Here is a 24,902-nt window from a genome sequence, read left to right as displayed (position 1 = left end):
CCGAATGCAGCCCATCGTCACCGACCCCCGGAACGCCCGCGGCCCGAGCCGTCGTGCGCTCCTCACCGGCGCCGCCGGTCTCGCAGGTCTCGGCCTGCTCACGCTCACCGGGTGCAGCTCCGGCGCCGCCGGCACCCCGACCATCCCCGAAGCCGCGGCAACCGGCATCGCCCGGCGCGGTGGACGGCTCCGGATCGCCCGTCCGGCCGCATCCGCCGCGGAGACCCTCGACTCCGCCAGCTCGCTGTCGGCCTACGAGTACCTCGGCGCGCTCTACAACCGACTCGTCAAGCTCGACGAACAGGGCACCACCGTGCCCGACCTCGCCGAGGAGTGGTCCGCGAACGCCGACGGCACCGAGTGGACGTTCTCACTCCGCCGCGGCGTGACGTTCCACGACGGGTCACGCTTCACCGCCGACGACGCCGTCGCGAGCATCCGGCACATCCTCGACGAGAAGACCGGCAGCCCGCAGGCCGGTGTCCTCGGCGAGGTGATGGACGCCGACTCGATGCGCGCGACGGACCCGTACACGCTGCGCTTCTCGCTGACGAAGCCGAACGCCGAGTTCCCGTCACTCCTGACCGCGTACCAGTGCTACATCGTGCCCGCCGACGCGATCGCGGACATCGGTCGCACCGGGATCGGCACCGGGCCGTTCAAGCTCTCCTCGTTCACCCCGGCCGGAGCCGGCAGCGTCGAGGCGTTCGACGACCACTTCGCCGGACGGCCAGCACTGGACGGCATCGACTTCTACTCGATCCAGGACACCACGGCGCGCGTCAACGCCCTGCTCGCGGGGCAGATCGACCTGATCTCGCAGACGAACCTGGACTTCGCGACCGCCCGTGTGGTGTCGGCGTCCGACCGCGCCACGGTCGCCCGCTCGAAGAACGCGCAGTGGTACACGATCCCGATGCTCGCCACGAGCGACGAGTTCAGCGACCCGCGCGTCCGTCAGGCGATGAAGCTCGCGTAAGACCCTCGGAAGGTCGTCGACACCGCGCTGCAGGGAACCGGTTCGGCCGGGTGGGACAACCCGGTGCCGCCGCAGCTCGCCGCGTTCGTCGACGACCATCGCGAGTACGACCCGGACAAGGCGAAGGCACTGCTCAAGCAGGCCGGCCACGACGGGTTCCGGACCTCGATCTACACGTCGTCCTACGAGTCGGTGTTCACCCCGATGGCGGTCGCCTACCGGGATGCCGTTGCGGACGCGGGCATCACGCTCACGGTGCGCAACGCCAGCTCGGACTCGTACTACACGCAGATCTGGATGCAGAAGCCATTGATGGTGAGCTACTGGTTCACCGGCCGGCCGATCGACCAGCTGCTCAACCAGATCTTCCGCACCGGGTCGTCGTACAACGAGAGCGCGTGGTCGAACAAGACCTTCGACGGGCTCCTCGACGACGCCCGGGCCGAGATGGACGACGCCAAGCGGCTGACGCTCTACCAGGACGCCCAGCGGCTCGTGGTCGAGGACGGGGCCGACATGACCCCGATGTTCGGCGACCGGCTCGTGGGGCTCTCCCGCGACGTCGTGAACTACTCGGAGTTCGGCTTCGAGTTCGACTACCTCCGGATCGGACTGCGCCGATGACGACCACCAACAAGCCCAGGGCGACCACGAACAGGCCCTCGGACGTCCTCGTCCCGGTCCTCCGCCGGATCGGCATCGCCGTCCTCACCGTCGTCCTGGCCTCGCTCTTCGTGTTCCTCGCGGTGCAGGCCCTGCCGGGCGACGTCGCGCAGCAGCTGCTCGGGCAGAACGCCACCCCCGACGCCGTCAAGCAACTGCGCGAGTCGCTCGGCCTCGACCAGAACGTCTGGCTGCGCTACCTGCAGTGGCTCGGCGGCGCGGCACACGGCGACTTCGGGACCTCGCTCGTCAGCGGCGAGCCCGTCGCCCCGACGCTGTTCACGGCGTTCCGGAACAGCATGCTCATCGCGATCCCGGCCATGCTCGTCGGCGTCACGGTGTCGCTGACCCTCGGGGTCATCGCGGGTGTCCGCCGCGGCCGCCCCACCGACCGGGTCATCTCCATCGTCAGCCTCGTCGTGATGAGCGTGCCCGAGTTCATGGTCGCCACCGTGCTCGTCCTGCTCTTCGCGATCGGCCTGCCGGTCTTCCCCGCCGTGGTCCTGCGGGGGAGCGACGCCACCGTGGCCGAGCTGCTGCCGACGATCTGGCTGCCGATCATCGTGCTGACCCTGGCGATGGCCGCGTACATCGTGCGCACCGCACGGTCGTCCACCATCGACGTGATGGCGTCCGAGTTCGTCACCACGGCGGAGCTCAAGGGCCTGACGATGCGCCGCGTGGTCTGGAAGCACGCGGTGCCGAGCGCCCTGCTGCCGACGCTCAACGTCGTGGCGCTCAACGTCGCCTGGCTGCTCGGTGGCGTGGTCGTCGTCGAGAACGTCTTCAACTACCCGGGGATGGGCAAGCTGATGCTCGAGTCCGTGTTCAACCGCGACCTGCCCACCATCGAGGCGATCGCGCTCCTCAGCGCCGTCGTCTACGTGGTCTGCAACCTCGCCGCGGACCTCGTCGCACTCGCTCTCGACCCGAAGCTGCGCACCCGACAGCGGCGACCCCGCACGCGCACCCGCGGGACGCGCAGCACCAGGAAGGCCGCAGCATGACCGCCATCGCACCCCGCCGCCGCGCCGGACGCGACGTGCTCACCGGCGCGCTCGCCCCGCTGCGCGGCTCGACCGCGCTGAGCATCGGCCTCGGGCTCATCGCGCTGCACGTCGTGCTCGCCGTCCTCGCCCCGGTCATCGCCGGGCACGACCCCGTGGCCACCAACGCCGGGGACGTCCTCACCGGTCCGACGTGGACGCACTGGCTCGGTACCGACCAGTACGGCCGCGACGTGCTCTCCCGCACGCTCAACGGCGGCCGGTACGCACTGCTCGTGACCTTCCTCGCGACGACGATCGCCGTCGCCGTCGGGACCGTTCTCGGCTGCATCACCGCGTACGCCGACAACTGGTTCGACGAGGCCGTGATGCGGGTCGTCGACGCGCTGCTCAGCGTGCCGTCGATCCTCGCGCTCCTGGTCGTCGTGACGGTGTTCGACGCCGGGCTCTGGGTCATCGTGCTGGCCGTCACCGTCGTGTACGCGCCGGCGGTGACCCGGGTCGTCCGCGGTGCCGCCCGGACCGTGATCACGCAGGACTACGTCACCGCCGCACGGGCCCGCGGTGAGCGAGCGCTGTCGATCGTGGTCCGCGAGATCCTGCCGAACGTGCTCGACGTCGTGCTGGTCGAGTACGCGATGCGCGCCTCGTGGATCGTGCTCCTCGTCGCCTCGCTGTCCTTCCTGGGCTTCGGCGCGAACCCACCCACGCCGGACTGGGGCCTGATGGTGCAGGAGAACCGCACCGCGCTCACCGTCGTCCCGCTCGGCACCCTCGCGCCGATCGTCGCCCTGGCGACCCTCGTCATCGGCCTCAACCTCGCCGCGGACGGACTGAGCAAGTCGCTCGGCGTCGACCGCGCCACGAAGGGAGTGAGCGCATGACCCGCACCGACCACACGACCGCCACCGGCCGCACGGCCCGCACCGACACCACGTCGCCCACGACGGCGACCGCGACGGACCCCATCGTCCGCGTCGACGACCTCGCGATCTCGTACGCCGCCGGCAAGCGCCTGGTCCCGGTCGTCCGAGGCGTCTCCTTCGCGATCCCCGCCGGCCGCACCCTCGGCCTGGTCGGCGAGTCCGGCAGCGGCAAGTCCACCGTCGCCCGGACCCTGCTCGCGCACCTCCGGGCGGGCTCGACGATCGTCGACGGCTCGGTCCGCGTCGGCGGCGACGACGTCTTCGCGCTGTCCCCGTCCGGCCGCCGTGCCCTCCGCGGCGGCACCGCGTCCGTCGTCGCGCAGAACGCCGGGCAGGCCCTCACCCCGTCGATGCGGGTCGGCGAGCAGATCCGCGAGGCCCTCCGCGCCCACGGCGAGCCCGACAGCCCGGAGCGCGTCAGCGAGCTCGTCCGGTTGGTCCGGCTGCCGGACCCGGAGTCGATCGTCCGCCGGTACCCGCACCAGCTCTCCGGCGGCCAGCAGCAGCGCATCGCGATCGCGATGGCGGTCGCCGCGCGCCCCCGCGTGCTGGTCCTCGACGAGCCGACCACCGCGCTCGACGTCGTCACCCAGGCCGCGGTCCTCGACCTGATCGCCGACCTCGGTCGGCAGCTCGGCATGGCCGTCCTGCTCGTCAGCCACGACCTCGGGGTCGTGTCCGCGATGGCGGACGAGATCGCCGTCATGCGCGACGGTGAGATCGTCGAGCACGCCGCCACGGCGGCGCTCTTCGCCGCTCCGCAGCACGAGTACACGCGCGCCCTGCTGGCCGCGGTGCCGGACGGGCGACGGGCGGGAGGAACGGATCGCGTGGCCCTGGACGCCACCGTCTCCGAGACGGCCGCCTCCGGAGCGTCCGGTGACGGGCCTCCCGTCCGCTCGGTGGTGACCGCTGACGACCTGGTGATCCGCTACGGCCGCGGCCTGCCGGCCGCCGTCGACGGGGTCTCGTTCACGATCGCCGAGCGCGAGACGCTCGCCGTCGTCGGCGAGTCCGGCAGTGGCAAGTCGACGCTCGCGACGGCGCTGGCCGGCCTCGTGCCGGCGGAGTCGGGCACGTTCACCTACGACGACGGCACGACGAGCGGCGACCTGCGCGAGCCGATCGCCGTTCGGTCCGCTCCGCTGCGGCGGGCCGTGCAGCTCGTGTTCCAGAACGCCGACACCTCGCTGAACCCACGGCGCACCGTCGGGGCCGCCATCGGTCGACCGCTCAAGCTGTTCACGGGTGCGTCCTCGCGGCAGCGCGTCGGCGAGCTGCTCACCCAGGTGGGTCTCGGGCCGGAGTTCGCGGACCGGTTGCCGGCCCAGCTCTCCGGCGGACAGCGGCAGCGCGTCGGGATCGCCCGGGCGCTGGCTGCCGGCCCCTCGCTGGTGATCGCCGACGAGATCACGACCGCGCTCGACGTGCAGGTGCAGGCGGGGATCCTCGACCTGCTAGCAGAGCTCCAGCGCGAGCGCGGGCTGAGCTGCCTGTTCATCAGCCACGACCTGGCCGTCGTGCGTGGCGTGGCCGACCGGGTCGCCGTGATGACCGGCGGCCGGATCGTCGAGATCGGGCCGACCGAACGGGTCTTCACCGGCCCGAACCACCCGTACACGTCGACGCTCCTCGCCGCGACCCTCGAACCGGGGAACACGACGTTGCCGGACGTCGGGGACGGGGTGCCGCGCTGGCGGCACGCCGACGGCTGGACGGACCACGGCGACGGACACCGCATCCGCAACTGGGAGGACGCATGACCGACGGGACCACTCCCGCCACCTTCACCGCCATCGGCGATCCGGTCTCGCTGCCGGACGGTGTGATCGTCCGTGACGAGTGGATCCCGATGCCCGACGGGGTGCGCCTGCACACCCGGATCTGGGCACCGGTGTCGCCCGACGGCCCGGTGCCGGTGCTGCTCGAGTACCTGCCGTACCGGCTCGACGACTGGACCGCGCCGCGGGACTCCGAGCGGCACCCCTGGTACGCGCAGCACGGGTACGCCTCCGTCCGGGTGGACATCCGCGGCAGTGGGTCCTCGGACGGGTTCTTCGACGACGAGTACAGCGAACAGGAGCTCCGCGACGGCGAGGCCGTCATCGCCTGGCTCGCCGAGCAGGAGTGGTCGACCGGTTCCGTCGGCATGTTCGGCATCTCCTGGGGCGGCTTCAACGCCCTCCAGCTGGCTGCCCGTGCACCGGCCGCACTCAAGGCGATCGTCACCGTGTGCTCGACGGACGACCGGTACGACAACGACGTCCACTACGTCGGCGGCGCGGTGCTCGGCATCGACATGGCGGCGTGGGGCGCGACGATGTTCGCGTTCAACTCGCGCCCGCCGCGGCCCGAGGTCGTCGGCTCGTCGTGGGTGTCGCAGTGGGCGGACCGGCTCGAGCGCAACCGGCCGATGACCCCGGTGTGGCTCTCGCACCAGGAGCGCGACGACTACTGGCGGCACGGCAGCGCGGCCGAGGACGTCGGCGACATCAGCGCCGCGGTCCTCGCCGTCGGCGGCTGGGCGGACCCGTACCGCGACGCGGTGCTCCGGCTGGTGTCCACCGTGCAGTCGCCGGTGAAGGGCATCGTCGGTCCGTGGTCGCACCAGTACCCGGACCGAGGTCTGGCACCGGGACCGTCGATCGGGTTCCTGCAGGAGACGCTCCGCTGGTGGGACCGGTGGCTCCGCGGCACCGAGAACGGGGTCGAGGAGGAACCGGCGCTCCGGGCCTGGATCAACGAGGGCGAAGCGCCGGCGCCGTACTACGAGTCGCGCCGCGGACGGTGGGTCGGCGCCGAGGCGTGGCCGTCCTCCGCGACGCACCAGCGGGTCCTGCCGCTGGCCGCCCTGCGTGGCGGTGACCTCGGACCGGTGATCGTGCGGTCGCCGCAGCACACCGGAGCCGATGCCGGCCGGTTCTTCCCGTTCGGCAACGCCACCGACCTGCCACCGGACCAGCGTGCCGAGGACGGCCGCTCGGTCTGCTTCGACCTGCCGGTGGGCAAGTCGTTCGACCTGCTCGGCAACGTGCTCGTCGACCTCGCGGTCACCAGCGACCAGGCCCGGGCGACCCTGACCGTGCGACTCTGCGACGTGGCGCCCGACGGCTCGTCGACGCTCATCACCCGCGGCGTGCTCAACGCCGCGAAGCGGAACGGGATGGACCGGAACGAGCCCCTGGAACCCGGCGTGCCGGTCGCGTTGCCGGTGCAGCTGGTCTCGACCGGGCACCGGTTCGCCGCGGGCCACCGCCTCCGGATCGCCGTGTCGTCGTCGTACTGGCCGTGGGTCTGGCCGCACGGTGTCGAAGCCACGGTCACCGTCGACCCCACCGCGTCGAGCGTCACCCTGCCGGTCTGGACCCGGGAGTCCGACGACGGGGTGCGGTTCGACGCGCCGGAACGGTCGGCGCCCCTCGCCATCGAACGCGTCGCCCCGACCGAGGTCCTGCCGCAGCGCACCGTCACGCACGACGTCGAGACGGGGGAGTGGACGCTCGACGTCGACCCCGGCTACGGCGGCGGGCGCGTCTACCCGGACGGACTCGTGTTCAGCGAGGACGCGCGGGAGACCTACCGGATCGCCTCCGACGACCCGGAGTCCGCGACCGCGTCGTCCCGCTGGGCGATCGGGCTGGCGAAGCCGGACTGGGCGGCGCGGCTCGAGACGTCGTCCGAGGTGTCCGCCGACGCCGAGGCCTTCCACGTCGTGAACTCGGTGCGAGCATGGGCGCGGGACGGCGGGCCGGAGGTCCCCGAGGTCCTCGTCGCCGAGCACACGTTCGTCGACGACGTCCCACGGACCTCGGCGTGACCGGGGTGGGGGCGGTCGCCGGTTCCGGGTCGGGGTCGAGGGCGGGGGAGGCCACCCGCGTCCGGCAGCGTCCGGAGGTCCGGCGCGCGATGATCGTCGAGGCCGCCCGTGCCGTGATCGTCCGGAACGGCGTCGGGGCCACCGGGCTGCGGGACATCGCGGCCGAGGCAGGGGTCTCCGTCGGTACGGTGACCTACCACTTCGGCAGCGTCGCGGAGATCCTGAACGAGGTCGTCGTCCTCGAGACCGAGCGGTTCTACGGGGCCATCGTCGCGGCGGTGGACGCCGAACCGGACGTGCTGGTGGGGCTCCGGACGCTCGTCGCCCCGCTGTTCGGCGACACCGAGCAGGTCCGGCAGCACTGGAGCATCTGGTCCGACTACTGGACGGCCGTCGCACGTCGGCCGGAGGTCGCGGCCGAGTACGCCGAACGGATCCGCGTCTGGGAGGCCTGTCTCGTCCGGGTGATCCGACGCGGAGCAGACTCCGGCGTCTTCCGCGATGCCGTCGCGGGGTCCATCGACCCCGACACCGTCGCGCTCAAGCTCGCGGCGTACAGCGACGGGGTGGCGACCCAGATCGCGCAGGGGGTCCCTGGCCTGACGAACACGGTCGCGCTCACGTGGATGTGGACGTTCCTGTCGCATGAACTCGGTGTGCCAGCTGTGCAGATCGCCGGAACCGGACGGTTCCCCTTGTGATGAGGTAAGGCTTGCCTTACCGTTGCGACATGGCACGGACCCGGCGACAGCCCAGCGAACGCATCCTCATCGCCGGTGGCGCGGAGGACCTCGTCGAGATCCACCGACTGCTCGAGGAGCTGCCGGAGAACGCCTACGGGCAGGTCTTCGTCGAGGTCGCCGTGCAGGAGCAGGTCCGCATCCTTCCGGCACCGCCGCGGATCACCGTGACCTGGCTGGTCCGGAGCACGCGCGAGTCCGCCGTCGCGTCCCTCGTCTTCGCCGACCACGGTGAGGTCCTGGCGCAGGCCGTGACCGGGTGGGCTGCCGAGTGGTGCGTCGCCGACTGCGAGCCGCGCACCAGCGTCTGGATCGGCTGCACCGACAGCCCCTGGGTCGAGCGTGCGCGTTCCGTCGTGCAGATCGAACTCGCCGACGCCGGTTTCGACACCCTGATCGGCTGATCTCGGCCGGGTAAGGGCAGCCTGCTCTTCCTTGCGGCATGCAAGAGAAGCGGGCATGGTTGTGTCCATCGGAAGCACCGGGCTGGTCAGGACAGGCTCAGCGATCCGGTGTAGCCACGATGCAGGAGGAAACGACATGACCACGCAGAGCAGCACCACCCAGGCCAGCACCACGACCACGACGACGACCACCACCACGTCACCGTTCTCGACGACGCCGGAGCTCGCTGCCGGGGTCGCGCAGTTCCTCGCCCCGGTCGTCATCGACCTCGAGGCACTCGTCGTCAACGGCAAGCAGGCGCACTGGCACGTCCGCGGTCGCAACTTCGTCGGCGTCCACGAGCTCCTCGACGAGATCGTCGAGCACGCCCAGGAGTACGCCGACACCGCCGCGGAGCGCATCGTCGCCCTCGGTCTGCCGGTCGACTCGCGCATCGCGACCGTCGCAGCGAACACCTCGCTCCCGCCGCTGTCGCAGGGCTTCCAGAACTCGGACGTCACGATCACCGAGGTCATCGCCCAGATCGACGCCGCGCTGCTGCAGGTCCGCCGCGCCGTCGACGGTCTCGACGAGGTCGACCTCAACAGCCAGGACGTCGCCATCGAGATCGAGCGCGGCCTCACCAAGGACCGCTGGTTCCTGCAGGCGCACCTCGCCGCCTGAGTCGCGACCACTTCCGGACGGCAGGCCCGGTGCCAGCTGGCACCGGGCCTCCCGTCCGTCTGTGGTGCCGCCTGCCCACCGCGACCCGCGCCGCTGACGAGATCCCACGACACGCTGCTGGCGAGGCGACGGGGCACGAGCGCGGCGCGTCACGCGGCCGGGCCGACGAGCCCCGTCTCGTAGGCCAGCACCACGGCGTGCACGCGGTCCCGGAGCTGCAGCTTCGCCAGGATCCTCCCGACGTGGGTCTTCACGGTCTGCTCCGCGATGTACAGGTCCGCCGCGATCTCCCCGTTCGACCGGCCCCGGGCGACGAGCATGAACACGTCCCGCTCGCGGTCGGTCAGGACGTCGAGCACCTCCATCCGCGGTGCCGCAGCCACGGGTCCGGCGACGAACGCCTCGACCAGGTGCCGTGTCACGCGCGGGGAGAGCAGTGCCTCGCCGCCCGCCACGGTCCGCACGGCGGCCACGAGCTCCTCGGCACTGGCGTCCTTCAGCAGGAAGCCGCTCGCACCGGCCCGGAGCGCGTCGAACACGTAGTCGTCGATGTCGAACGTCGTCAGCATCACCACGCGCACCGGCCGGACCGCGGGCGCGGCCGTGATGCGCCGGGTCGCCTCGATGCCGTCCAGCTCCGGCATCCGCACGTCCATCAGGATCACGTCCGGCTGCAGCCGGATCGCCTCGACGACGGCCTCGGCGCCGTCGGCGGCCTCACCGACGACCTCGACGTCGTCCTGGGCCTGGAGGATCGCCCGCAGTCCGACCCGGAACATCTGTTGGTCGTCGACCACCATCACCCGCATCACCGCGTCCTCCCGTCGGCCGCCGGTTCGCGGACGGGCAGGGTCACCACGACCGTGAAGCCGCCGTCGGCCGTGGGGCCGTGCTCGATCGTGCCGCCGAGGGCGGCGACCCGCTCGCGCATCCCGGCGAGTCCGTAGCCGCCGTCGTCCGGTGGTGCAGCGGGGACCGTGCCGGACGGTGGCGCGTCGTTGGCGACCTCGACCCGGAGCGCCGACCCGTGCCTCCCGACCGTCACGACGGTGGACGCGCCGGGCGCGTGCCGGGCAACGTTGCCGAGCGCCTCCTGCACGACCCGGTACGCGGTGAGCTGCGCGAGCCGGTCGACGACGTCGTCATCCCCACGGAGCTCGTCGACCCGGAGGTCCACGGGGATGCCCGCAGCACGGGTGGCCTGCACGAGCGCGGGGAGGTCGGTGAGCCGAGGCTGCGGGGCGCGCTCGGCGTCGGCGTCACCTCGGAGGGTGCCGAGGAGCTGCCGCATCTCGCGGAGGGCGGTGCGGGAGGTCTCGGCGATCGCGGCGAACTCGGCGCGGGCCTCCTGGGGCAGGTCGGCCACCCGGTACGGCGCGGACTCGGCCTGCATGTGCACGACGGACATGCTGTGCGCGACCACGTCGTGGAGCTCTCGGGCGATGCGGGACCGCTCCTCGACCGAGCGACGACGTGCCTGCTCGAGTTCGACGTCGCGACGTGCTGCGACGAGTTCCTGTCGGATGCTCCGGCGCTGGCCGATGACGACCGCGGCGGCGGCGAGGATCAGGGTGTCACCGGCCGAGACGACGAAGCTCGTCGCCCAGACGTCGGGACGGTCCCACCGGTCGGGCGTCACGGCGACGAGGAACAGGGGCAGCACGGCTGCTGCGGCCCAGACCACGGCCGTCGTGCGCCAGGTGCTCCGGACGCCGAGGACGACGAGCAGCATGCTGAGGCCGATGATGCCCGTCACGGGGATCGGCCACGGGCCCGTCGGGCTCGGCGCGGTGACGAAGCCGAGCGCCGCGAGACCGAGGAGGTGGGCGACCGCTGCCGTCCGGGGCAGGAACGGTGCGATGCCGATGCTGCCGGCGAGCACGGCGGAGACGAGCATCGCGAGGGCGACCGGGACCGCGTAGTACACGGCGGTGACGGGGGCCGCGACGGTGAAGAGCGACACCACGAGGACGACGAACCCGATGGCCGCGGCGAGGGGCAGCCAGGTCGGTCGGCGGCGGTGCGGTGTGTCGGTCACGGGCGGGCGGTCTCTCCGGTCGGGGCGGTGCACGGTGCCGTGCGCTGTGCGGTGCGCTGTGCGGTGCGGGTGGTCGGTGCCGTGCGGGTGGCCGGCGCCGTGCGGGCGGCCGGCGCCGAGCTGGAATCCGCGCTCGCGCTCGCGGTCACGGTCCGCGCCGCAGCCTGCTCGCGCTTCCGGCTGACTCTACCGACGACGCGGTCCACCACCAGGCCGAGTCCGGCGGCCACGACGACGGAGACCCCGGCCGCGACGATCGGCTCGTGCAGCACCTGCGACGCGGCGAGGGCGATGCCGACCGAGGTCGCCGACCAGGCCACACCGGCGATCGCGCTGATCGCGAGGAACCGCCGGTACGGCAGCTTCGTCGCACCGGCCGTCATGTTCACCGCGACGCGGCCGACCGGGATGTACCGGCCGACCAGGATGAGGCTCGCCGAGCGGCGCTGCATCTGCCGCTCGGCGAACGCGAAGGCCCGGGCGATCCGAGGGCGACGGGACCGGGCGAGCCGGTCGAGTCCGATCCGACGGCCGATCCAGTACGCGACGGAGTCCCCGGCGATCGCACCGAGCGCGGCGGCGCCGAGGACCCCGGCGAGCACCGGCTGGCCGGACGTCGCGGCGACGGCGGCGATCGCCACGAGGGCGGACTCGCTCGGCACCGGCGGGAAGAACCCGTCGACGAAGCACAGGGCGAAGAGGACCAGGAAGACGAGCGGGCTCGCGGCCAGCTCGAGGACGAGCGGGGTGATCTGGTCGAACACGGGTGGCTCCCTCCGCCGACGGACCTCGTCGACGGGTTCGACGCTACGGAGCGCCGGAGCGGCTGCCATCCCGCCCCGGTCTCGACCACCCCCTACCCGGGTATGACTTCCCGACGGGTCACAGTGCCTGGTCGGGCTCGGGTCGTGTCGCGGCTGCGGCCTCGCGGATGCGACGGACGACGGCGGTGGTGGAGTGCTCGGGGACGTAGTCGACCATGACGACCTCGCCGCCGTACGCACGGACGACCGAGGTCTCGCGCAGCATCTCGGGGGAGTAGTCGCCGCCCTTGACGTAGACCTCGGGCCGGAGACGTTCGATGAGCGGGATCGGGGTGTCCGTCGCGAAGACGGTCACCAGGTCGACGCAGGCCAGGGCAGCGAGCACGCCGGCACGGTCCTCGGCCGGGTTGATCGGTCGCTCGGGGCCCTTGAGCCGGCGGACCGAGTCGTCGTCGTTGAGCGCGACGACGAGCAGGTCCCCGAGGTCGCGTGCCTGCCGCAGGTACGTGGTGTGCCCGCGGTGCACGACGTCGAAGCAGCCGTTCGTGAACACGACCCGGCGTCCGGCCTGCCGTGCCTCGGCGACCGCGGCGGCGAGCTCGTCGTGGTCGACCACGGTGGCCGCGGGGGCGGTCACCGAGTCCAGCAGGGCGGCGGCCGTGCAGACCGACGTGCCGGCCTCGCGGACGACCACGTCGGCGGCGGCCTGCGCGACGGCCACGGCGTCGCGGAGCGATGCGTGCACGGCGAGGGCGACGGTCGCGGCCGCGCAGAACGTGTCCCCGGCGCCGGAGGCCTGCTGCTCGGAGGCGGGGACGGCACGCGTCCGGAAGCCCTGGTCGTCTCCGGACTCGAGCAGCACCGTGCCGTCGCGGTCCAGCGTCACGACGGCGGCGCGGGCACCGGTGCGGGCGAGCACCTCTGTGCGGGCGTCGACGACCACCGACGCGCGGTCGGGGCCGGTCCCGAGCTCCTGCCCGAGGAGCGCCGCGGCCTCACCCGCGTTCGGCGTGACGAGGTCGGGGCGGAGCGGAGCCCACCGGCTGAGGTCGTGCGCGTCGACGACCACCGCGTCCGGGCGGTCCCGGTCGATCACGGGGACGACGTCATCGGCGAGCACCCCGAGGCCGTAGTCGCAGACGACGGCGGCGTCCGCGCACCGGAGAGCCCGTGCGACGGACTGTGCGAGCCGGTCACCGTGGTCGGCGGTGGGCGTGGCGGCGAGTTCGTCCACGCGGACGACCACCCGGTCACCGCCGACGACCCGCGACTTCGTCGTGGTGCGGGCACCGGGGATCTCCACCAGGAACGAGGTGTCGACCCCGGCGGCGTCGAGTCGGTCGCGCAGGACCCGGCCGGACTCGTCGTCGCCGATCAGCCCGACCATCCGGACCCGGGCGCCGAGTGCGCGCGCGTTGACGGCGGTGTTCGCCGCGCCGCCCGGCACCGCGATGGTCTCGGTGACCCGGACGACGGGTGCCGGGGCCTCGCGCGAGACCCGTTCGGCCTCGCCGACGCTCCACCGGTCGAGGATGCAGTCACCGATCACGACGACGAGGGGCTCCCGGTCGTCGACGATGGCGACGAGGTCGCGGACCAGCCGGACGTCGACGCTCATCGCGCGCCTCCGGCGGTGGCGCGGGGTGCCGGCTCGAGGTGGACGACGGTCGAGGTGGTCATCTCGTCGAGCAGGTGCGGCCCGTACCCGAAACCGGCACCCGAGGCGCCGCGCGGCTGTGCGCTGCCACCGGGAGCGCCGCCGAAGACCGCGTTGATCTTCACCGTGCCGACAGGCAGTTCGGCCGCGGCCCGGAGCGCGTGCGCGGTGTCGTTCGTCAGCACCGTGGCGGCGAGGCCGTACCGATCGGCGGCGGCGAGTCGGAGCCCCTCGTCGAAGTCCGACACCACACGGATCGGCGCGATCGGCCCGAAGGTCTCCTCGGTCATCACCGTCATGTCGTCGGTGCAGCCGGTCAGGACCGTCGCCGGGTAGAAGCTGCCGAGGCCGCCCGGTGTGACACCGCCGGCCCGGGCCGAGGCACCGCGGGCGATCGCGTCGTCGACGTGCGACTGCACGACGGACCGGAGCCGGTGGTCGACGAGCGGCCCGTACTCCCGTGCCGGGGCGGCGGTGCGCCGTTCGGCCTCGGCGACGAGTGCCGCGACGAAGGGCTCGGCGACGTCCTGGTGCACGTAGACGCGCTCGACGCTCGTGCAGATCTGCCCCGTGTTGGCGAAGGCGCCGAGGGCGACCTGCGCGGCGGCCCAGTCCGGGTCGACGTCGGCGTCCACGACGACCGCGTCGTTGCCCCCGTTCTCACGGATGACGTGCGCACGGGTGCGGGCGGCCACCTCGGCCAGCCGGTCGCCGGTGGCGGTCGAGCCGACGTGCGCGTAGACGTCGATGCCGTCCTGGGCGAGCAGGAGTTCACCGGTGGTCGCGTCGCCGTCGACGCCGATGAGCACGCCGTCCGGCAGGACCTCGGCGAGCAGGGCGTTCAGCCGGGCGATGGTGGCGGGAGACCGCTCACTGCCCTTGTGCACGACGGTGTTGCCGGTCACGATCGCGGCGCCGAGCATGCCGCAGGCGACGGCCACCGGGTCGTTCCACGGGGTCAGTGCGAGCACGACGCCGCGCGGGTGCGGGAGGGACCAGTCGGCGGCGCCGAACTGGCCGCGGAGCGCCTCACCACGGTGGACCGGGCCGAGCTCGGCGTACTGCACGAGGGTGCCGACGCCGGCCTCGACCCCGCCGATCGCGTCACCCGGGACCTTGCCGGTCTCGCGGGTGTTCAGGTCGGCGAGCTCCTGCGCGTGCGCGCGGACGTGCTCGGCAGCGGCGTGCAGCAGCGCACCGCGTTCGGCCGGTGCCGTGCGGGCCCAGCTCGACGCGGATGCCCGGGCTCGTGCGACGGCGTTCCGGACGTCCTCCTCGGAGGCACGGCGCACCGTCGAGGCGATCGAGCCGTTCACCGGGTCCGTCACCACGATGGCGTCGGCGTCGGTGGTCACGTCGGGGACAGCAGGTGCGAGCGTCATGGGTTCCTTCCGGAGTGCGGGCGGGAGTCAGACGGTCCTCGGTGGCACCTGGGCACGGACTCGGGGTCGCGCTTCTCGTCCATCCCTCGCGACCCGCACGGGCGCGGACCGGTAGACGGGAGGGGTGCAGCGCATCGGCAACGGCGGAGAACGGTTCGAGGACGTCCGGGAGATCGCGGTGCTCCGCGGTGGTGGGCTGGGAGACCTGCTCTTCGCGGTCCCGGCGATCGAGGCGCTCGCCAGCGCCTACCCGGAGGCGAGGATCACCCTCCTCGGCGCGCCCCTGGCCGCTGCGATCCTGACCGAGCGGACGGACGCGGTGCACGCGTTCGAGGAGCTCCCGGTCGTGCCCGGGGTCCGTGACGCGGGGGACGGCGCCCCGGACGAGGACGACTTCTTCGCACGCCTGACCGGGCGGTTCGACCTGGCGGTGCAGCTGCACGGCGGCGGCCGGAACTCGAACCCGTTCCTGCTGCGTCTCGGCGCGCGGCACACGGTCGGCACCGCGACGGAGGACGCTGAGTCCCTCGAACGCTGGGTGCGCTACGTCTACTACCAGCACGAGGTGCTCCGGGCGCTCGAGGTGGCTTCGCTCGCCGGGGCCGCTCCGGTCACGCTCGACCCACGGGTGCGGGTGGACGCCGCCGAACGGGCCGCGGTCCGCGAACGGCTCGGCGTCTCCGGACGTCTCGTCGCGATCCACCCCGGCGCGACCGACCCGCGCCGACGCTGGAGCCCCGACCGGTTCGCGGCGGTCGCCCGGGCACGCCTGGCCGCCGGCGACGACGTGGTGCTGGTCGGCGACGACACCGACGTGCCGGCCGCGACGGCGATCCGGCAGGCGCTGGCCGGCACACCGAGCGAGCACCACGTCCACGACCTGACCGGCTCGCTGCCCCTCGCCGAGCTGCCGGCGGTCCTCGCCGCCGCGGACGTCATGGTCGGCGACGACTCGGGCCCGCGACACCTCGCCGTCGCGGTCGGGACGCCGACCGTCGGCGTCTTCTGGTTCGGCAACGTGATCAACGCCGGCCCGTTCGACCGCGGGCGGCACCGCGTGCACCTGTCCTTCGTGACGCGCTGCCCCGTGTGCGGGATCGACGTCACGCAGGTCGGCTGGACCGCCGAGCGCTGCGCGCACGACCCGTCCTACGTCGACGAGGTCGAGCCGCAGGCCGTCCTGGGGGACGTCGCGGACCTGCTCCGGACCACCTGACGCGGCTGCGGCCGTCGACGTCACGAACAACGGACGGGAGGCGCAGTGCCAGCTGGCACCGCGCATCCCGTCCGTCGGTCGGTCCGGTCTAGGGCCAGCTCGGCTCCGTCGCCGGCATGATCGACAGCTCGCGGATCTCGCAGCCTGCCGGCTGCGACAGCGCGAACAGGATCGCGTTCGCCACGTACTCCGGCTCGATGAGCTGTGCGTCCGGCCCCGGCTTGTACTGCTCGGTGCGGTCGGCGAAGAAGTTCGTGCGCATGCCGGCCGGGATCACGTTGGTGACGCCGACGCTGCCACCGGTCTCGGCGGCCAGGGCCTGCGAGAAACCACGGACGCCGAACTTCGACGCCGAGTACGCGGTGCCGTCGCCGACGCCGCGCAGGGCGAGCGACGACGAGACGGTGACGACCCGGCCGTGCGAGGCCTCGAGGGCTGGCAGTGCCGCACGGACGACGGCGGCGGTGCCGAGCAGGTTTACCGCGACGATCCGCTCCCAGTCGCCGGACGAGATGCCGCCGATCGGGGCGGGCTTGTCGATACCGGCCGCCGTCACCACCGCGTCGAGTCCGCCGTGCCGTTCGGCAGCAGCACGGACTGCCTCCTCGGTCGCCGCGGTGTCGGTCACGTCGACCGCGACGGCGTCGATCCCGTCGCCGACGGCGTCGACGCGCAGGTCGAGGACGATCGGCGTGCCGCCGGCCTCGGTGACTGCGGCGACGACCGCGGCGCCGAGGCCGGAGGCTCCGCCGGTGACGAGGACACGGCCGATGGGGGTGGTGGGGACGGGCATGGACTTCCTTTCGTGGAGGGTCTGGGGGAGCGCCGTGGCGCAGCCGACGTCGAGCGCCGTGGCTCAGCCGACGTGTTCGAGCGCCGCGGCCAGGCGCGTCGTGGACCGCCCCGGGTGGAACGGCACCGTGACCACCCGGCCACCCCACTCGGCGAGCGTGGCGGTCTCGGGCAGGTCGCTGACGGCGTAGTCGCCGCCCTTCGCCCACACGTCGGGGCGGAAGCGGCGGAGGGCCTCGTCGGGGGTGTGCTCGTCGAACACGACGACGGCGTCGACGCAGTCGAGTGCGAGGAGCAGCTCGACCCGGTCGTCCTGGGTCATGATCGGCCGGTCGGGGCCCTTCAGCGCCCGGACGGAGTCGTCGGAGTTCAGGCAGACCACCAGGCAGTCGCCGAGCGCCCGCGCGGCCGACAGGGTCCGCGCGTGGCCGGCGTGCAGCAGGTCGAAGCAGCCCCCGGTCGCGACGACGGTCCCGCCGGCACTCCGGACCTCGTGCACGAGGCGCATCGCGTCGCGGTCGACACCGGGCACCGCGACCGGAGCCGGTCCGTCGTCGGCGAAGAGCGCGGCGACACCACCGGCGGCGAGGTAGGCCGACGCGTCGGCGACCCCGGCCGCGACCGCGTCGCCGACGTCGGCGCCGGAGGCGAGCGCGACGGCCACCCCGGCGGCGAGCCGGTCACCGGCGCCGCAGGGGTCGCCGGCGCTGACGGACGGTGCCGGGACGAAGCGGGTGTCGACGGCGCGCCCGGCGCTCCGGGCGGCTCCTCCGTCCGCTGTGCTGCGGTGGGCGACCAGCGCGCCGCGGTCACCGAGCGTGACGGCCACGGCGCCGACGTCCCACGACTCGACCAGGGCGGCCGCAGCGTCGGTGGCGAACGGCACGCCGTCCCCGTCGAGGTCGGTGAACCGGTGGGCCTCGGCGCTGTTCGGGGTGGCGACCGAGATGCCGGCGACGGGGGCTGCGCCCTTGGGGTGCGGGTCCCAGACCACCGGGGTGTCGACGGCGATGCGGGACAGGGCGTCGCGGAGTGCCGGGGCAGCGGCGACGCCACGGCCGTAGTCAGCCACGACGACGGCGTCGACGCCGGTGAGCGCGGCGGTCATCTCCTCGGTCGCGTCGGGGACCGGCGGCGTCGCGCAGCCCTCGTCGATGCGGACCAGCGCGTGGTCGACGACCCGGACGCGGGTCTTCACCGGGGTCGGCACACCCGACGGGCCGGCGACGATCCGGACACCGGGGAGCAGCGCGCGGATCTCGTCGGCGCGGGCATCGTCGCTCAGCACGGTGACGAGCGTGACGTCGTGGCCGTCACGGGCGAGCATCGTCGCGACGAGTCCGGCGCCGCCTGCTCGTCGGTCGTCGGTGCGGACGTCGACGACGGGCACCGGGGCGTCCGGGCTCAGGCGTTCGCTCGTGCCGGACACGTCCACGTCGAGCAGGGTGTCCCCCACGACGGCGATGCGGAGCGGCGAGCCCTGGGTCGCGCGCGGCTGGCCCTGGGTCGCGCGCGGCTGGCCCTGGGTCGCGCCGGTCACCGACGGCCCCCACGACGGAGTGCCGGTTCCATCGCGCGGCACAGGGCGTGCACGAGGACGAGCTGCGCCTCCTGCACGTTGGCGGACGGGCCGTCGATGCAGATCGCGTCGTCGACGGCCTCGGCGAGCGGGTTCGGGCGTGGTCCGGTCATCGCGATCGTGCGCGCGCCGACCTGCCGGGACGCCTCGGCGGCGCGGAGCAGGTTCGGGCTCTTGCCGCTGGTGCTCAGCAGCACCACGACGTCGCCGGCCCGGGCGTGTGCACGGACCTGTCGCGCGAAGACCTCGTCGAAGCCGTAGTCGTTGCCGATGGCGGTGACGGCCGAGCTCTCGGCGTGCAGCGAGATCGCGGAGTACGCGGGACGGTCCCCGTCGAACCGGCCGGTCAGCTCCGAGGTCAGGTGCTGTGCCTCGGCCGCCGAACCGCCGTTGCCCGCGGCGAGCAGCCGCCGTCCGGCGACGAGCCGCGCGGCGATGTCGTCGGCCCAGTCGCCGATGTGGTCCTTGTGGTCGACGAGCGACGCCACGACGGGCACCGACGCGGCGACGTGGTCGAGCACGATGCGGGCACTCGCGGTGCTGGTCCCGGTGTCGTGACCCACGGTCCCGGTCTGCTGGTCGATGGTCATCGGGCGGTCCTCTCCGTCGAGCCGGCGACGCGGGCACGACGCCCGAGCCGGGTGCTGCTGGTGGTGCCGGTGGTGCTGCCGGACGCGGTGGTCGTGGTCGTGAACGCGCTGCCGGCGGCGAGGCGCTCGTAGACGCGTTCGCTGTCGGCCGCGACCTTCTGCCACGTGTACCGGGCCTCGGCGCGGCGGCGTCCGGCGCGGCCGTACGCCTCGCGGCGCGCGGCGTCGTCGAGCAGGCCGCCGACGGCCGCAGCGACGGCGTCCTCGTCGCGCGGCGGCACGTGGAGGCCGGTGTCGTCCTCGACCACCGTGTCGATGAGTCCTCCGACGCTCGACGCCACGACCGGTCGGCCGCACGCCATCGCCTCGAGGGGCACGATGCCGAACGGTTCGTACCAGGGTGCGCAGACGACGACGTCCGCGCTCCGGTACACCGCCGGCATGTCGCCCTGGCGGAGCTGGCCGCGGAACTCGACGTGGTCGCGGACGCCGAGCGACCGTGCCAGCGCGTCGAGCCGCTGGTACTCGGGGTCGTCGACCAGGTCGGCCCCGGCCACGCCCGCACCGCCGACGACCACGAGCTCCACGTCACGGCCCGCGTGCACCAGGGCGGCGAGGGCGGCGATCGTCGTGCCGACGCCCTTCCGCCGGACGAGTCGCGAGGCGGTCAGGACCCGGAAGGGTCGGGTGCGCTCCTCGACCTCGCCGTCCGGTCGGAACAGGGACACGTCCACGCCGCACGGCACCACCGAGATCCGGTGCAGCGGCACGCCGAGGGCCTTCAGCTCGAACGCCTCGTCCGAGCACGTCGCGATGACCTGGTCGACGCTCCGGCCGACCGCCGGCTCGATCCACTCGCGCTCCGCGGGGCTGGTGTCCGCGGCGCCCTGGTGACGGCGCTTGACGACCCCGAGGGCGTGGAAGGTCTGCACCACGGGGATCCGGATGCCGCCCGTCCGGGCCTGCACCTGCGCCACCGCCTCGAGCGCCGCGTGTCCCGACATCCAGAAGTGCGCGTGCACCACGTCCGGACGCTCGACGAACCACTCGGCGGCGAGCACCGACGCGAAGGTGCCCATGAACGGGAAGAGCTCGTCCTTCGGGACCGTCCGGGCCGGACCGGCGTCGACGTGCACGACCTCGACCCCCGGGCGCAGCAGCACCCGGACCGGCTGGCTGGCGTCGTCCCGGCGGGTGTACACGGTCACCCGGTGGCCGCGGTCGGCGAGCGCGCCGGAGAGCTCGGCGACGTGCACGTTCTGCCCACCGGCGTCCACCCCGCCGAGCGTGGCGAGCGGACTCGCGTGCTCGGAGACCATCGCGATCTTCATCGGACACTCCCTTCCATCGCGACCGTGGTCGCACGGTCGCGTCGCGCACGTCGCGCGACCACGTCGTCGAGCAGTTCGTCCCAGTCCGTCGTGAACCGGGCGAGCGCGTGCCGCGCCAACGCGGCTTCGCGGGCGGCGAGCCCCCGTCGGCGCGCCTCGTCGGGGTCATCGAGGAGCAGCCTGGAGGCGCGGACCAGCTCCGCCACGTCGGTCGCGATCGCGCCGGCCTCGGCGGGCACGGTGCGCGGCGCGTCGGTCGTCGCGAGGACCAGGACCGGCATCGCCATGTGCATGGCCTCGATCAGCGACAGCCCGAGCGACGTCCAGCGGTTCGGGTGCACGTAGGCGCGACGTTCGGCGAGCGCGGTGTGCATCGGGTCGGCCTGGACGTCACCGAGGCCGACGACCCGGTCGCCGAAGTCGAGTTCCGGCAGGCGCTCGGTGCCCATGCCCCAGACGTCGACGGGTGCGACGGCGCCGAAGCGCGGCAGCAGGTCGGTGCCGACGACCCGGCCGCGGCGGACCGGTTCGTTGATGACGGCACCGAAGCGTTCCTGGACGCCGGTCCAGAGGGGCCCCGGGTCGACGACGCCGTGTTCGACCACGGTGGTGGCGGTGGTGCCGCAGTCCCACATCAGGGCGTTCCAGTGGGTGACGTGCGCGATGAGCAGGTCGTCGCGGTCTCGGAACGGGTGCAGGCTCGAGGGGACGTCGACGCGGGGTGCGTTGTGCTCGACGAAGACCATCGGGACCGCGCGGCCGCCGAGCAGGCGACGGGCTTCCTCGAGCTCCTCGGTGCGCTGCAGCACGACGAGGTCGACCTCGGCGTCGACGACGTCGGCGGGGTCGATCTCGACGACGGAGTCGGGCCAGGCGCGTCCGCCGCGCCCGAGTCCCCAGGCGTCGCGCGCCGGGGTGGTCGGGACGAGGTACTCGTGGGGGCCGCGGACGAAGGCGTCCATCCAGCCGCCGTGCACGTGCCACACGAGGATCCGCATGCAGGGCCTTCCGTTCGTCGATCAGCCGGGGAGAGGAGCAGGAGGGGGAGGAGCAAAAGAGGAGGAGCAGGAGCAGTGGCGGACGCTACGCACGTGCTTCTGGGCTGCTCCGCAGCTTCGCGACTTCCATCCGGGAAGCGCGGTCGAGCAGCCGCTCGTGCGCGTCGAGCACGTCCTCCGGCCGCACCGACGACAGGCACGGGTGCCCGGGGACGGGGCACTCGCGGGCACGGCTGAGCCGGCACGGAGCGCCCTGGTCGCCGAGCAGTTCGACGAGCGGGGCGTACGGCGCCCACTTCGCGGCCGGCACGACGGGGGAGAACAGGCTGACGATCGGGGCGCCGACGGCTGCGGCGAGGTGCGCCGGGCCGGTGTTGCCGACGACGACGACCTCCGCGCCGGCGAGCACCGAGGCGAGCTCCTCGGGCGAGGTGCGACCACCGAGGTCGATCCCGCTCGCTCCGGCGACCTCGGCGGTCAGTGCGGTCTCGCCGGGGGAGCCGGTGACGACGACCGGGATCCCGCGGTCGGCGTACGCCTGCACGAGCGCGCGGTGGTGCTCGGCCGGCCACGACCGGGCCGGGACGCTCGCGCCGGGGTGGACGACCACGTACCGTCCCAGGGCGGTCACCTCGGGTGGTGCCGGGGCGTCGTGACGCACCACGAGCCTCCCGTCGTCCTCCGGCGGCAGCCGGTACCCGGCGGCGGCAGCGATCCGGAGCGCACGTTCGGGCTCCGGGATGTCCTCGGGCAGGTCCTCGCCCGGTCGGAGCCGGACGTCGAGGAGCGACCCGGGGTGGTCGACGGAGACACCGGTCACGCGGGGCACGCCGGCCAGCCGGAGGAGCAGGGCGAGCGGGAGCGGCGACTGGTGGAAGGACGTCAGGACGACGGCCTCGTCCGGGCGTTCCTCGGCGACCAGTGCGCGGATCTCGTCGACCACGGAGTCGTCGACGGGGCGGACGGTCTCGGTCACCCACGGCGCGGACCAGACGCGCAGGGAGTCCACGCCGGGCAGGAGTCGTCCGGCCGGGGCGCCCTGGGGGCCGCACAGCATCGTGACGTGGGCGGCGCCGTGGGCGATCGCGCGGACGGCGGGGCCGGCGACGAGCACGTCACCGAAGGAGTCGAGCCGCGCGACGAGCACCCGGCGTCGGTCGCCCGGTGGCGCGGGGGTCACGGCGCTCACGTGCTGCTCACCGAGCTGTCGACCCGTTCGAGCACCAGTCCGACCGCCTCGTCGAGGGTCCCCGCGACCGTCGTCGCCGCGTCCACCTCCTCCTGCCGGGTCCGCGCCGTCGGGACGAGGATCCCCTGGGCACCGGCGGCCTCGGCAGCGCGCACGTCGGCGCCGATGTCGCCGATCACGACCAGACCGGCCGCCGGCACGCCCAGACGCTCCGCGGCGTCGAGCACCATGCCGGGCTGCGGCTTCCGGCACGCGCAGCCGTCGCCGGCGTCGTGCGGGCAGACGCACCACACGTCGAAGGGTCCGACGAGCTCGTCGACCCGGGCGTCGGTGGCGTCGACCTGCTCACGGGTCGCCATGCCCTTCGCGATCACCGACTGGTTCGTCACCACGCCGGTCGCGAGCCCCGCGGCGCGCACGCGTTCGACGGCACGGCGTGCACCGGGCACGGGGACGACGAGGCGCGGGTCGGCGTTGTACGGGACGTCGACGACGAGGGTGTCGTCGCGGTCGAAGAGCACACCGACGACGGGCCGGTCCGGAGCGAGGGGCATGCTCCCGGAGTACCGGTGCGGACCCGGGGACGGCCCCAGGATCAGCCGTTGCGCGCGGAACCGGCCACGCCACCAGGGTGCTCCGTCTACCGTCGCGGTCGTGACCGCCCTCGAGAGCATGCCACCGTCCGACGGTCGGCCCGAACTGCTCGTCCTCCGTGCCATCAAGCTCGGCGACCTCCTCGTCGCCGTGCCCGCCCTCCGTGCGCTCCGTCGTGCGTTCCCGGACCACCGGATCACCCTCGCGACGACCGCGTGGCTCGCCCCGGTCGTCGAGCTCGTGCCGGCCGTCGACGTGCACCTCGCGCAGCACGGGCTCGACCACCCGATCGCCGCGCCGACCGGCACCGTCGACGTCGCGGTGAACCTGCACGGCGCCGGCCCGGAGTCGTCGGACCTCGTCGCGGCCCTCGCCCCCCGCCGCGTGATCGGACACGCCGACCCGACGCACGGGTACGCGGGCCCCGAGTGGCCCGCCGACGTGCACGAACGCGACCGGTGGGCAGACCTGCTCACCTGGCACGGCGTGCCCGCCGACGCCGAGGACGTCGCCATCGACCGCCCGGACGGTCCGCGCGCGGTCGCCGGCGCGGCGGTCGTCCACGTCGGTGCCTTCCACGGTGCCCGGCACTGGCCGACAGACCGTTTCGCCGACGTGGTGCGCGGACTGCGCGACCGCGGGTTCGACGTGGTCCTGACAGGAGGCGCGGACGACGTCGTGCGCGCCGCCGCCGTCGCCGACGCGGCCGGCCTCGCGCCGGGGGCGGTCCTGGCCGGCTCCCTGGAGCTGCAGGCGTTCGCCGGCGTCATCGCCGCGGCGCGGCTCGTCGTCACCGTCGACACCGGCGCCGCGCACCTCGCGTCGGCGTACGGGGTGCCGTCGGTGGTGCTGTTCGGACCGGCTCCGCCGGAGGCGTGGGGGCCGCCGGCGTCCGGGCCGCACATCGTCCTCACCGACGCCTCGGTCCGGCGCGGCGACGTGTTCGCCGAGGACCCGGACCCGGCGATCCTCGCGGTCTCGGCCGACGACGTCCTGGGCGCGGTCGACCGGCTCGGAGTGACTGCACAGCAGGCCGGACGGTAGCGTCGGACACGAGCGACCCGGACCCGCCGGGTGCTCGGAGGGAGCCCTTCGTGTTCGAAGCTGCGAACATCCGCGACTGGATCGGTCTGCCGGTCGTCGACGAGTCCGACGACAAGGTCGGGACCCTCGAGAGCATCTACTACGACACCGCCACCTCGGAGCCCGCGTTCGGCGCACTCACGACGGGGCTCGTCGGGTTCCAGAAGCTCGTGTTCGTCCCGCTCGTCGGCGCTCTCGTCGCGCCGAAGCACCTGCGGGTGGCCTTCTCGAAGAAGCTCGTCAAGGACGCACCGTCGATCCCCACGGACGGTGAGCTCGACGCGGCGACCGAACCCGAGCTCTACCAGCACTACGGGCTGCAGTACCAGACCGGCAGCGGCGGCGAGCGCCGACTCGGGCGCCGCTGACCGCCCGCTCGTCACCGACGATCCCGACCACCCCGTCCGCCCCTCCCCACCCACGGAGGCCGCAACTGCGCCGCATCGCCCGTCGTCCGTTCCGCGCTGCCCTGGCGACCCTCGGCGCGGT

At 73.5% G+C, this 24,902-nt stretch carries 22 protein-coding genes and 1 pseudogene; 11 read left to right on the top strand and 12 right to left on the bottom strand.

Annotated features, from left to right (window positions below):
- Window positions 1–4: 4 nt before the first annotated feature.
- From EDF19_RS11045 to EDF19_RS11010, 8 genes and pseudogenes are all read left to right on the top strand, one after another.
- Window positions 5–1,603 (top strand): annotated as a pseudogene (locus EDF19_RS11045) (ABC transporter substrate-binding protein).
- Window positions 1,600–2,649, top strand: coding sequence for an ABC transporter permease (locus EDF19_RS11040; RefSeq protein ID WP_123680915.1), 1,050 nt, complete (start codon window positions 1,600–1,602; stop codon window positions 2,647–2,649). The pseudogene EDF19_RS11045 and the gene EDF19_RS11040 overlap by 4 nt, the downstream one beginning before the upstream one ends.
- Window positions 2,646–3,533 (top strand): ABC transporter permease, encoded by an 888-nt coding sequence (locus EDF19_RS11035; RefSeq protein ID WP_123680914.1) that lies wholly within the window; start codon window positions 2,646–2,648, stop codon window positions 3,531–3,533. Before EDF19_RS11040 ends, EDF19_RS11035 begins: the two co-directional genes overlap by 4 nt.
- Complete coding sequence (locus tag EDF19_RS11030; protein WP_123680913.1) at window positions 3,530–5,338, top strand: ABC transporter ATP-binding protein; 1,809 nt, start codon at window positions 3,530–3,532, stop codon at window positions 5,336–5,338. Before EDF19_RS11035 ends, EDF19_RS11030 begins: the two co-directional genes overlap by 4 nt.
- Window positions 5,335–7,392 carry a CocE/NonD family hydrolase gene (locus EDF19_RS11025; protein WP_123680912.1) on the top strand — a complete coding sequence of 686 codons (2,058 nt, stop codon included), beginning with the start codon at window positions 5,335–5,337 and terminating at the stop codon, window positions 7,390–7,392. Before EDF19_RS11030 ends, EDF19_RS11025 begins: the two co-directional genes overlap by 4 nt.
- Window positions 7,389–8,093: a TetR/AcrR family transcriptional regulator gene (locus EDF19_RS11020; protein WP_260217102.1), complete on the top strand. Its 705-nt coding sequence runs from the start codon at window positions 7,389–7,391 to the stop codon at window positions 8,091–8,093. The genes EDF19_RS11025 and EDF19_RS11020 overlap by 4 nt, the downstream gene beginning before the upstream one ends.
- 29 nt (window positions 8,094–8,122) lie before the next feature.
- The gene (locus tag EDF19_RS11015; protein ID WP_123680911.1) at window positions 8,123–8,536 is read left to right on the top strand and encodes an SIP domain-containing protein; all 414 of its coding nucleotides are present in this window, start codon (window positions 8,123–8,125) and stop codon (window positions 8,534–8,536) included.
- A gap of 136 nt (window positions 8,537–8,672) precedes the next feature.
- Window positions 8,673–9,200: a Dps family protein gene (locus EDF19_RS11010; RefSeq protein WP_123680910.1), complete on the top strand. Its 528-nt coding sequence runs from the start codon at window positions 8,673–8,675 to the stop codon at window positions 9,198–9,200.
- A gap of 149 nt (window positions 9,201–9,349) precedes the next feature.
- On the opposite strand, the gene EDF19_RS11005 is transcribed toward EDF19_RS11010, so the two are convergent.
- The 5 genes from EDF19_RS11005 to EDF19_RS10985 form a co-directional block, all read right to left on the bottom strand.
- A complete protein-coding gene (locus EDF19_RS11005) occupies window positions 9,350–10,009 on the bottom strand; it encodes a response regulator transcription factor (RefSeq protein ID WP_221180649.1) in 660 nt (219 codons plus the stop codon).
- The gene (locus EDF19_RS11000) at window positions 10,009–11,238 is read right to left on the bottom strand and encodes a sensor histidine kinase (RefSeq protein ID WP_123680908.1); all 1,230 of its coding nucleotides are present in this window, start codon (window positions 11,236–11,238) and stop codon (window positions 10,009–10,011) included. The genes EDF19_RS11005 and EDF19_RS11000 overlap by 1 nt, the downstream gene beginning before the upstream one ends.
- Complete coding sequence (locus EDF19_RS10995) at window positions 11,235–12,002, bottom strand: DedA family protein (protein ID WP_185022787.1); 768 nt, start codon at window positions 12,000–12,002, stop codon at window positions 11,235–11,237. The genes EDF19_RS11000 and EDF19_RS10995 overlap by 4 nt, the downstream gene beginning before the upstream one ends.
- Window positions 12,003–12,120: 118 nt before the next feature.
- Complete coding sequence (rfaE2, locus tag EDF19_RS10990) at window positions 12,121–13,620, bottom strand: D-glycero-beta-D-manno-heptose 1-phosphate adenylyltransferase (protein ID WP_123680906.1); 1,500 nt, start codon at window positions 13,618–13,620, stop codon at window positions 12,121–12,123.
- A complete protein-coding gene (locus tag EDF19_RS10985; protein ID WP_123680905.1) occupies window positions 13,617–15,041 on the bottom strand; it encodes an aldehyde dehydrogenase in 1,425 nt (474 codons plus the stop codon). Before EDF19_RS10985 ends, rfaE2 begins: the two co-directional genes overlap by 4 nt.
- A 124-nt stretch (window positions 15,042–15,165) precedes the next feature.
- On the opposite strand from EDF19_RS10985, the gene EDF19_RS10980 reads away from it, so the two are divergent.
- Window positions 15,166–16,257 (top strand): glycosyltransferase family 9 protein, encoded by a 1,092-nt coding sequence (locus EDF19_RS10980; protein WP_123680904.1) that lies wholly within the window; start codon window positions 15,166–15,168, stop codon window positions 16,255–16,257.
- A gap of 88 nt (window positions 16,258–16,345) precedes the next feature.
- Here the strand turns inward: EDF19_RS10980 and EDF19_RS10975 are convergent, their stop codons facing one another.
- The 7 genes from EDF19_RS10975 to EDF19_RS10945 all read right to left on the bottom strand — a co-directional run bounded on the left by EDF19_RS10975 (window position 16,346) and on the right by EDF19_RS10945 (window position 23,290).
- Window positions 16,346–17,050: an SDR family oxidoreductase gene (locus EDF19_RS10975; RefSeq protein ID WP_123680903.1), complete on the bottom strand. Its 705-nt coding sequence runs from the start codon at window positions 17,048–17,050 to the stop codon at window positions 16,346–16,348.
- Window positions 17,051–17,113: 63 nt separating this feature from the next.
- The gene (locus tag EDF19_RS10970; RefSeq protein ID WP_221180654.1) at window positions 17,114–18,505 is read right to left on the bottom strand and encodes a PfkB family carbohydrate kinase; all 1,392 of its coding nucleotides are present in this window, start codon (window positions 18,503–18,505) and stop codon (window positions 17,114–17,116) included.
- An 80-nt stretch (window positions 18,506–18,585) separates the two neighbouring features.
- Window positions 18,586–19,218 carry an SIS domain-containing protein gene (locus tag EDF19_RS10965; RefSeq protein WP_123680901.1) on the bottom strand — a complete coding sequence of 211 codons (633 nt, stop codon included), beginning with the start codon at window positions 19,216–19,218 and terminating at the stop codon, window positions 18,586–18,588.
- Window positions 19,215–20,549 carry a glycosyltransferase gene (locus EDF19_RS10960; RefSeq protein ID WP_123680900.1) on the bottom strand — a complete coding sequence of 445 codons (1,335 nt, stop codon included), beginning with the start codon at window positions 20,547–20,549 and terminating at the stop codon, window positions 19,215–19,217. Before EDF19_RS10960 ends, EDF19_RS10965 begins: the two co-directional genes overlap by 4 nt.
- Window positions 20,546–21,547, bottom strand: a complete 1,002-nt coding sequence (locus tag EDF19_RS10955; protein WP_123680899.1) for a glycosyltransferase — start codon at window positions 21,545–21,547, stop codon at window positions 20,546–20,548. The genes EDF19_RS10960 and EDF19_RS10955 overlap by 4 nt, the downstream gene beginning before the upstream one ends.
- A gap of 85 nt (window positions 21,548–21,632) precedes the next feature.
- Complete coding sequence (locus tag EDF19_RS10950; RefSeq protein ID WP_260217101.1) at window positions 21,633–22,736, bottom strand: glycosyltransferase family 9 protein; 1,104 nt, start codon at window positions 22,734–22,736, stop codon at window positions 21,633–21,635.
- Window positions 22,733–23,290 (bottom strand): HAD-IIIA family hydrolase, encoded by a 558-nt coding sequence (locus EDF19_RS10945; protein WP_123681025.1) that lies wholly within the window; start codon window positions 23,288–23,290, stop codon window positions 22,733–22,735. Before EDF19_RS10945 ends, EDF19_RS10950 begins: the two co-directional genes overlap by 4 nt.
- A gap of 100 nt (window positions 23,291–23,390) precedes the next feature.
- Here EDF19_RS10945 and EDF19_RS10940 point away from each other — a divergent pair, with 100 nt between their 5' ends.
- Complete coding sequence (locus tag EDF19_RS10940) at window positions 23,391–24,374, top strand: glycosyltransferase family 9 protein (protein ID WP_123680898.1); 984 nt, start codon at window positions 23,391–23,393, stop codon at window positions 24,372–24,374.
- A gap of 50 nt (window positions 24,375–24,424) precedes the next feature.
- Window positions 24,425–24,781, top strand: a complete 357-nt coding sequence (locus EDF19_RS10935) for a PRC-barrel domain-containing protein (protein WP_123680897.1) — start codon at window positions 24,425–24,427, stop codon at window positions 24,779–24,781.
- Window positions 24,782–24,902: the final 121 nt, after the last annotated feature.

The sequence above is a fragment of the Curtobacterium sp. PhB115 genome, assembly GCF_003752025.1.
Taxonomy (GTDB): Bacteria; Actinomycetota; Actinomycetes; order Actinomycetales; family Microbacteriaceae; genus Curtobacterium.
This window is presented reverse-complemented; position numbering and strand designations above follow the sequence as displayed.

Excerpts from the sequence above, each read along its gene's own strand:
- EDF19_RS11040 (WP_123680915.1), top strand. The coding sequence starts at position 1,600 with ATGACGACCACCAACAAGCCCAGGGCGACCACGAACAGGCCCTCGGAC.
- EDF19_RS11035 (WP_123680914.1), top strand. The coding sequence starts at position 2,646 with ATGACCGCCATCGCACCCCGCCGCCGCGCCGGACGCGACGTGCTCACC.
- EDF19_RS11030 (WP_123680913.1), top strand. The coding sequence starts at position 3,530 with ATGACCCGCACCGACCACACGACCGCCACCGGCCGCACGGCCCGCACC.
- EDF19_RS11025 (WP_123680912.1), top strand. The coding sequence starts at position 5,335 with ATGACCGACGGGACCACTCCCGCCACCTTCACCGCCATCGGCGATCCG.
- EDF19_RS11015 (WP_123680911.1), top strand. The coding sequence starts at position 8,123 with ATGGCACGGACCCGGCGACAGCCCAGCGAACGCATCCTCATCGCCGGT.
- EDF19_RS11010 (WP_123680910.1), top strand. The coding sequence starts at position 8,673 with ATGACCACGCAGAGCAGCACCACCCAGGCCAGCACCACGACCACGACG.
- EDF19_RS11005 (WP_221180649.1), bottom strand. The coding sequence starts at position 10,009 with ATGCGGGTGATGGTGGTCGACGACCAACAGATGTTCCGGGTCGGACTG.
- rfaE2 (WP_123680906.1), bottom strand. The coding sequence starts at position 13,620 with ATGAGCGTCGACGTCCGGCTGGTCCGCGACCTCGTCGCCATCGTCGAC.
- EDF19_RS10985 (WP_123680905.1), bottom strand. The coding sequence starts at position 15,041 with ATGACGCTCGCACCTGCTGTCCCCGACGTGACCACCGACGCCGACGCC.
- EDF19_RS10975 (WP_123680903.1), bottom strand. The coding sequence starts at position 17,050 with ATGCCCGTCCCCACCACCCCCATCGGCCGTGTCCTCGTCACCGGCGGA.
- EDF19_RS10965 (WP_123680901.1), bottom strand. The coding sequence starts at position 19,218 with ATGACCATCGACCAGCAGACCGGGACCGTGGGTCACGACACCGGGACC.
- EDF19_RS10960 (WP_123680900.1), bottom strand. The coding sequence starts at position 20,549 with ATGAAGATCGCGATGGTCTCCGAGCACGCGAGTCCGCTCGCCACGCTC.
- EDF19_RS10955 (WP_123680899.1), bottom strand. The coding sequence starts at position 21,547 with ATGCGGATCCTCGTGTGGCACGTGCACGGCGGCTGGATGGACGCCTTC.
- EDF19_RS10945 (WP_123681025.1), bottom strand. The coding sequence starts at position 23,290 with ATGCCCCTCGCTCCGGACCGGCCCGTCGTCGGTGTGCTCTTCGACCGC.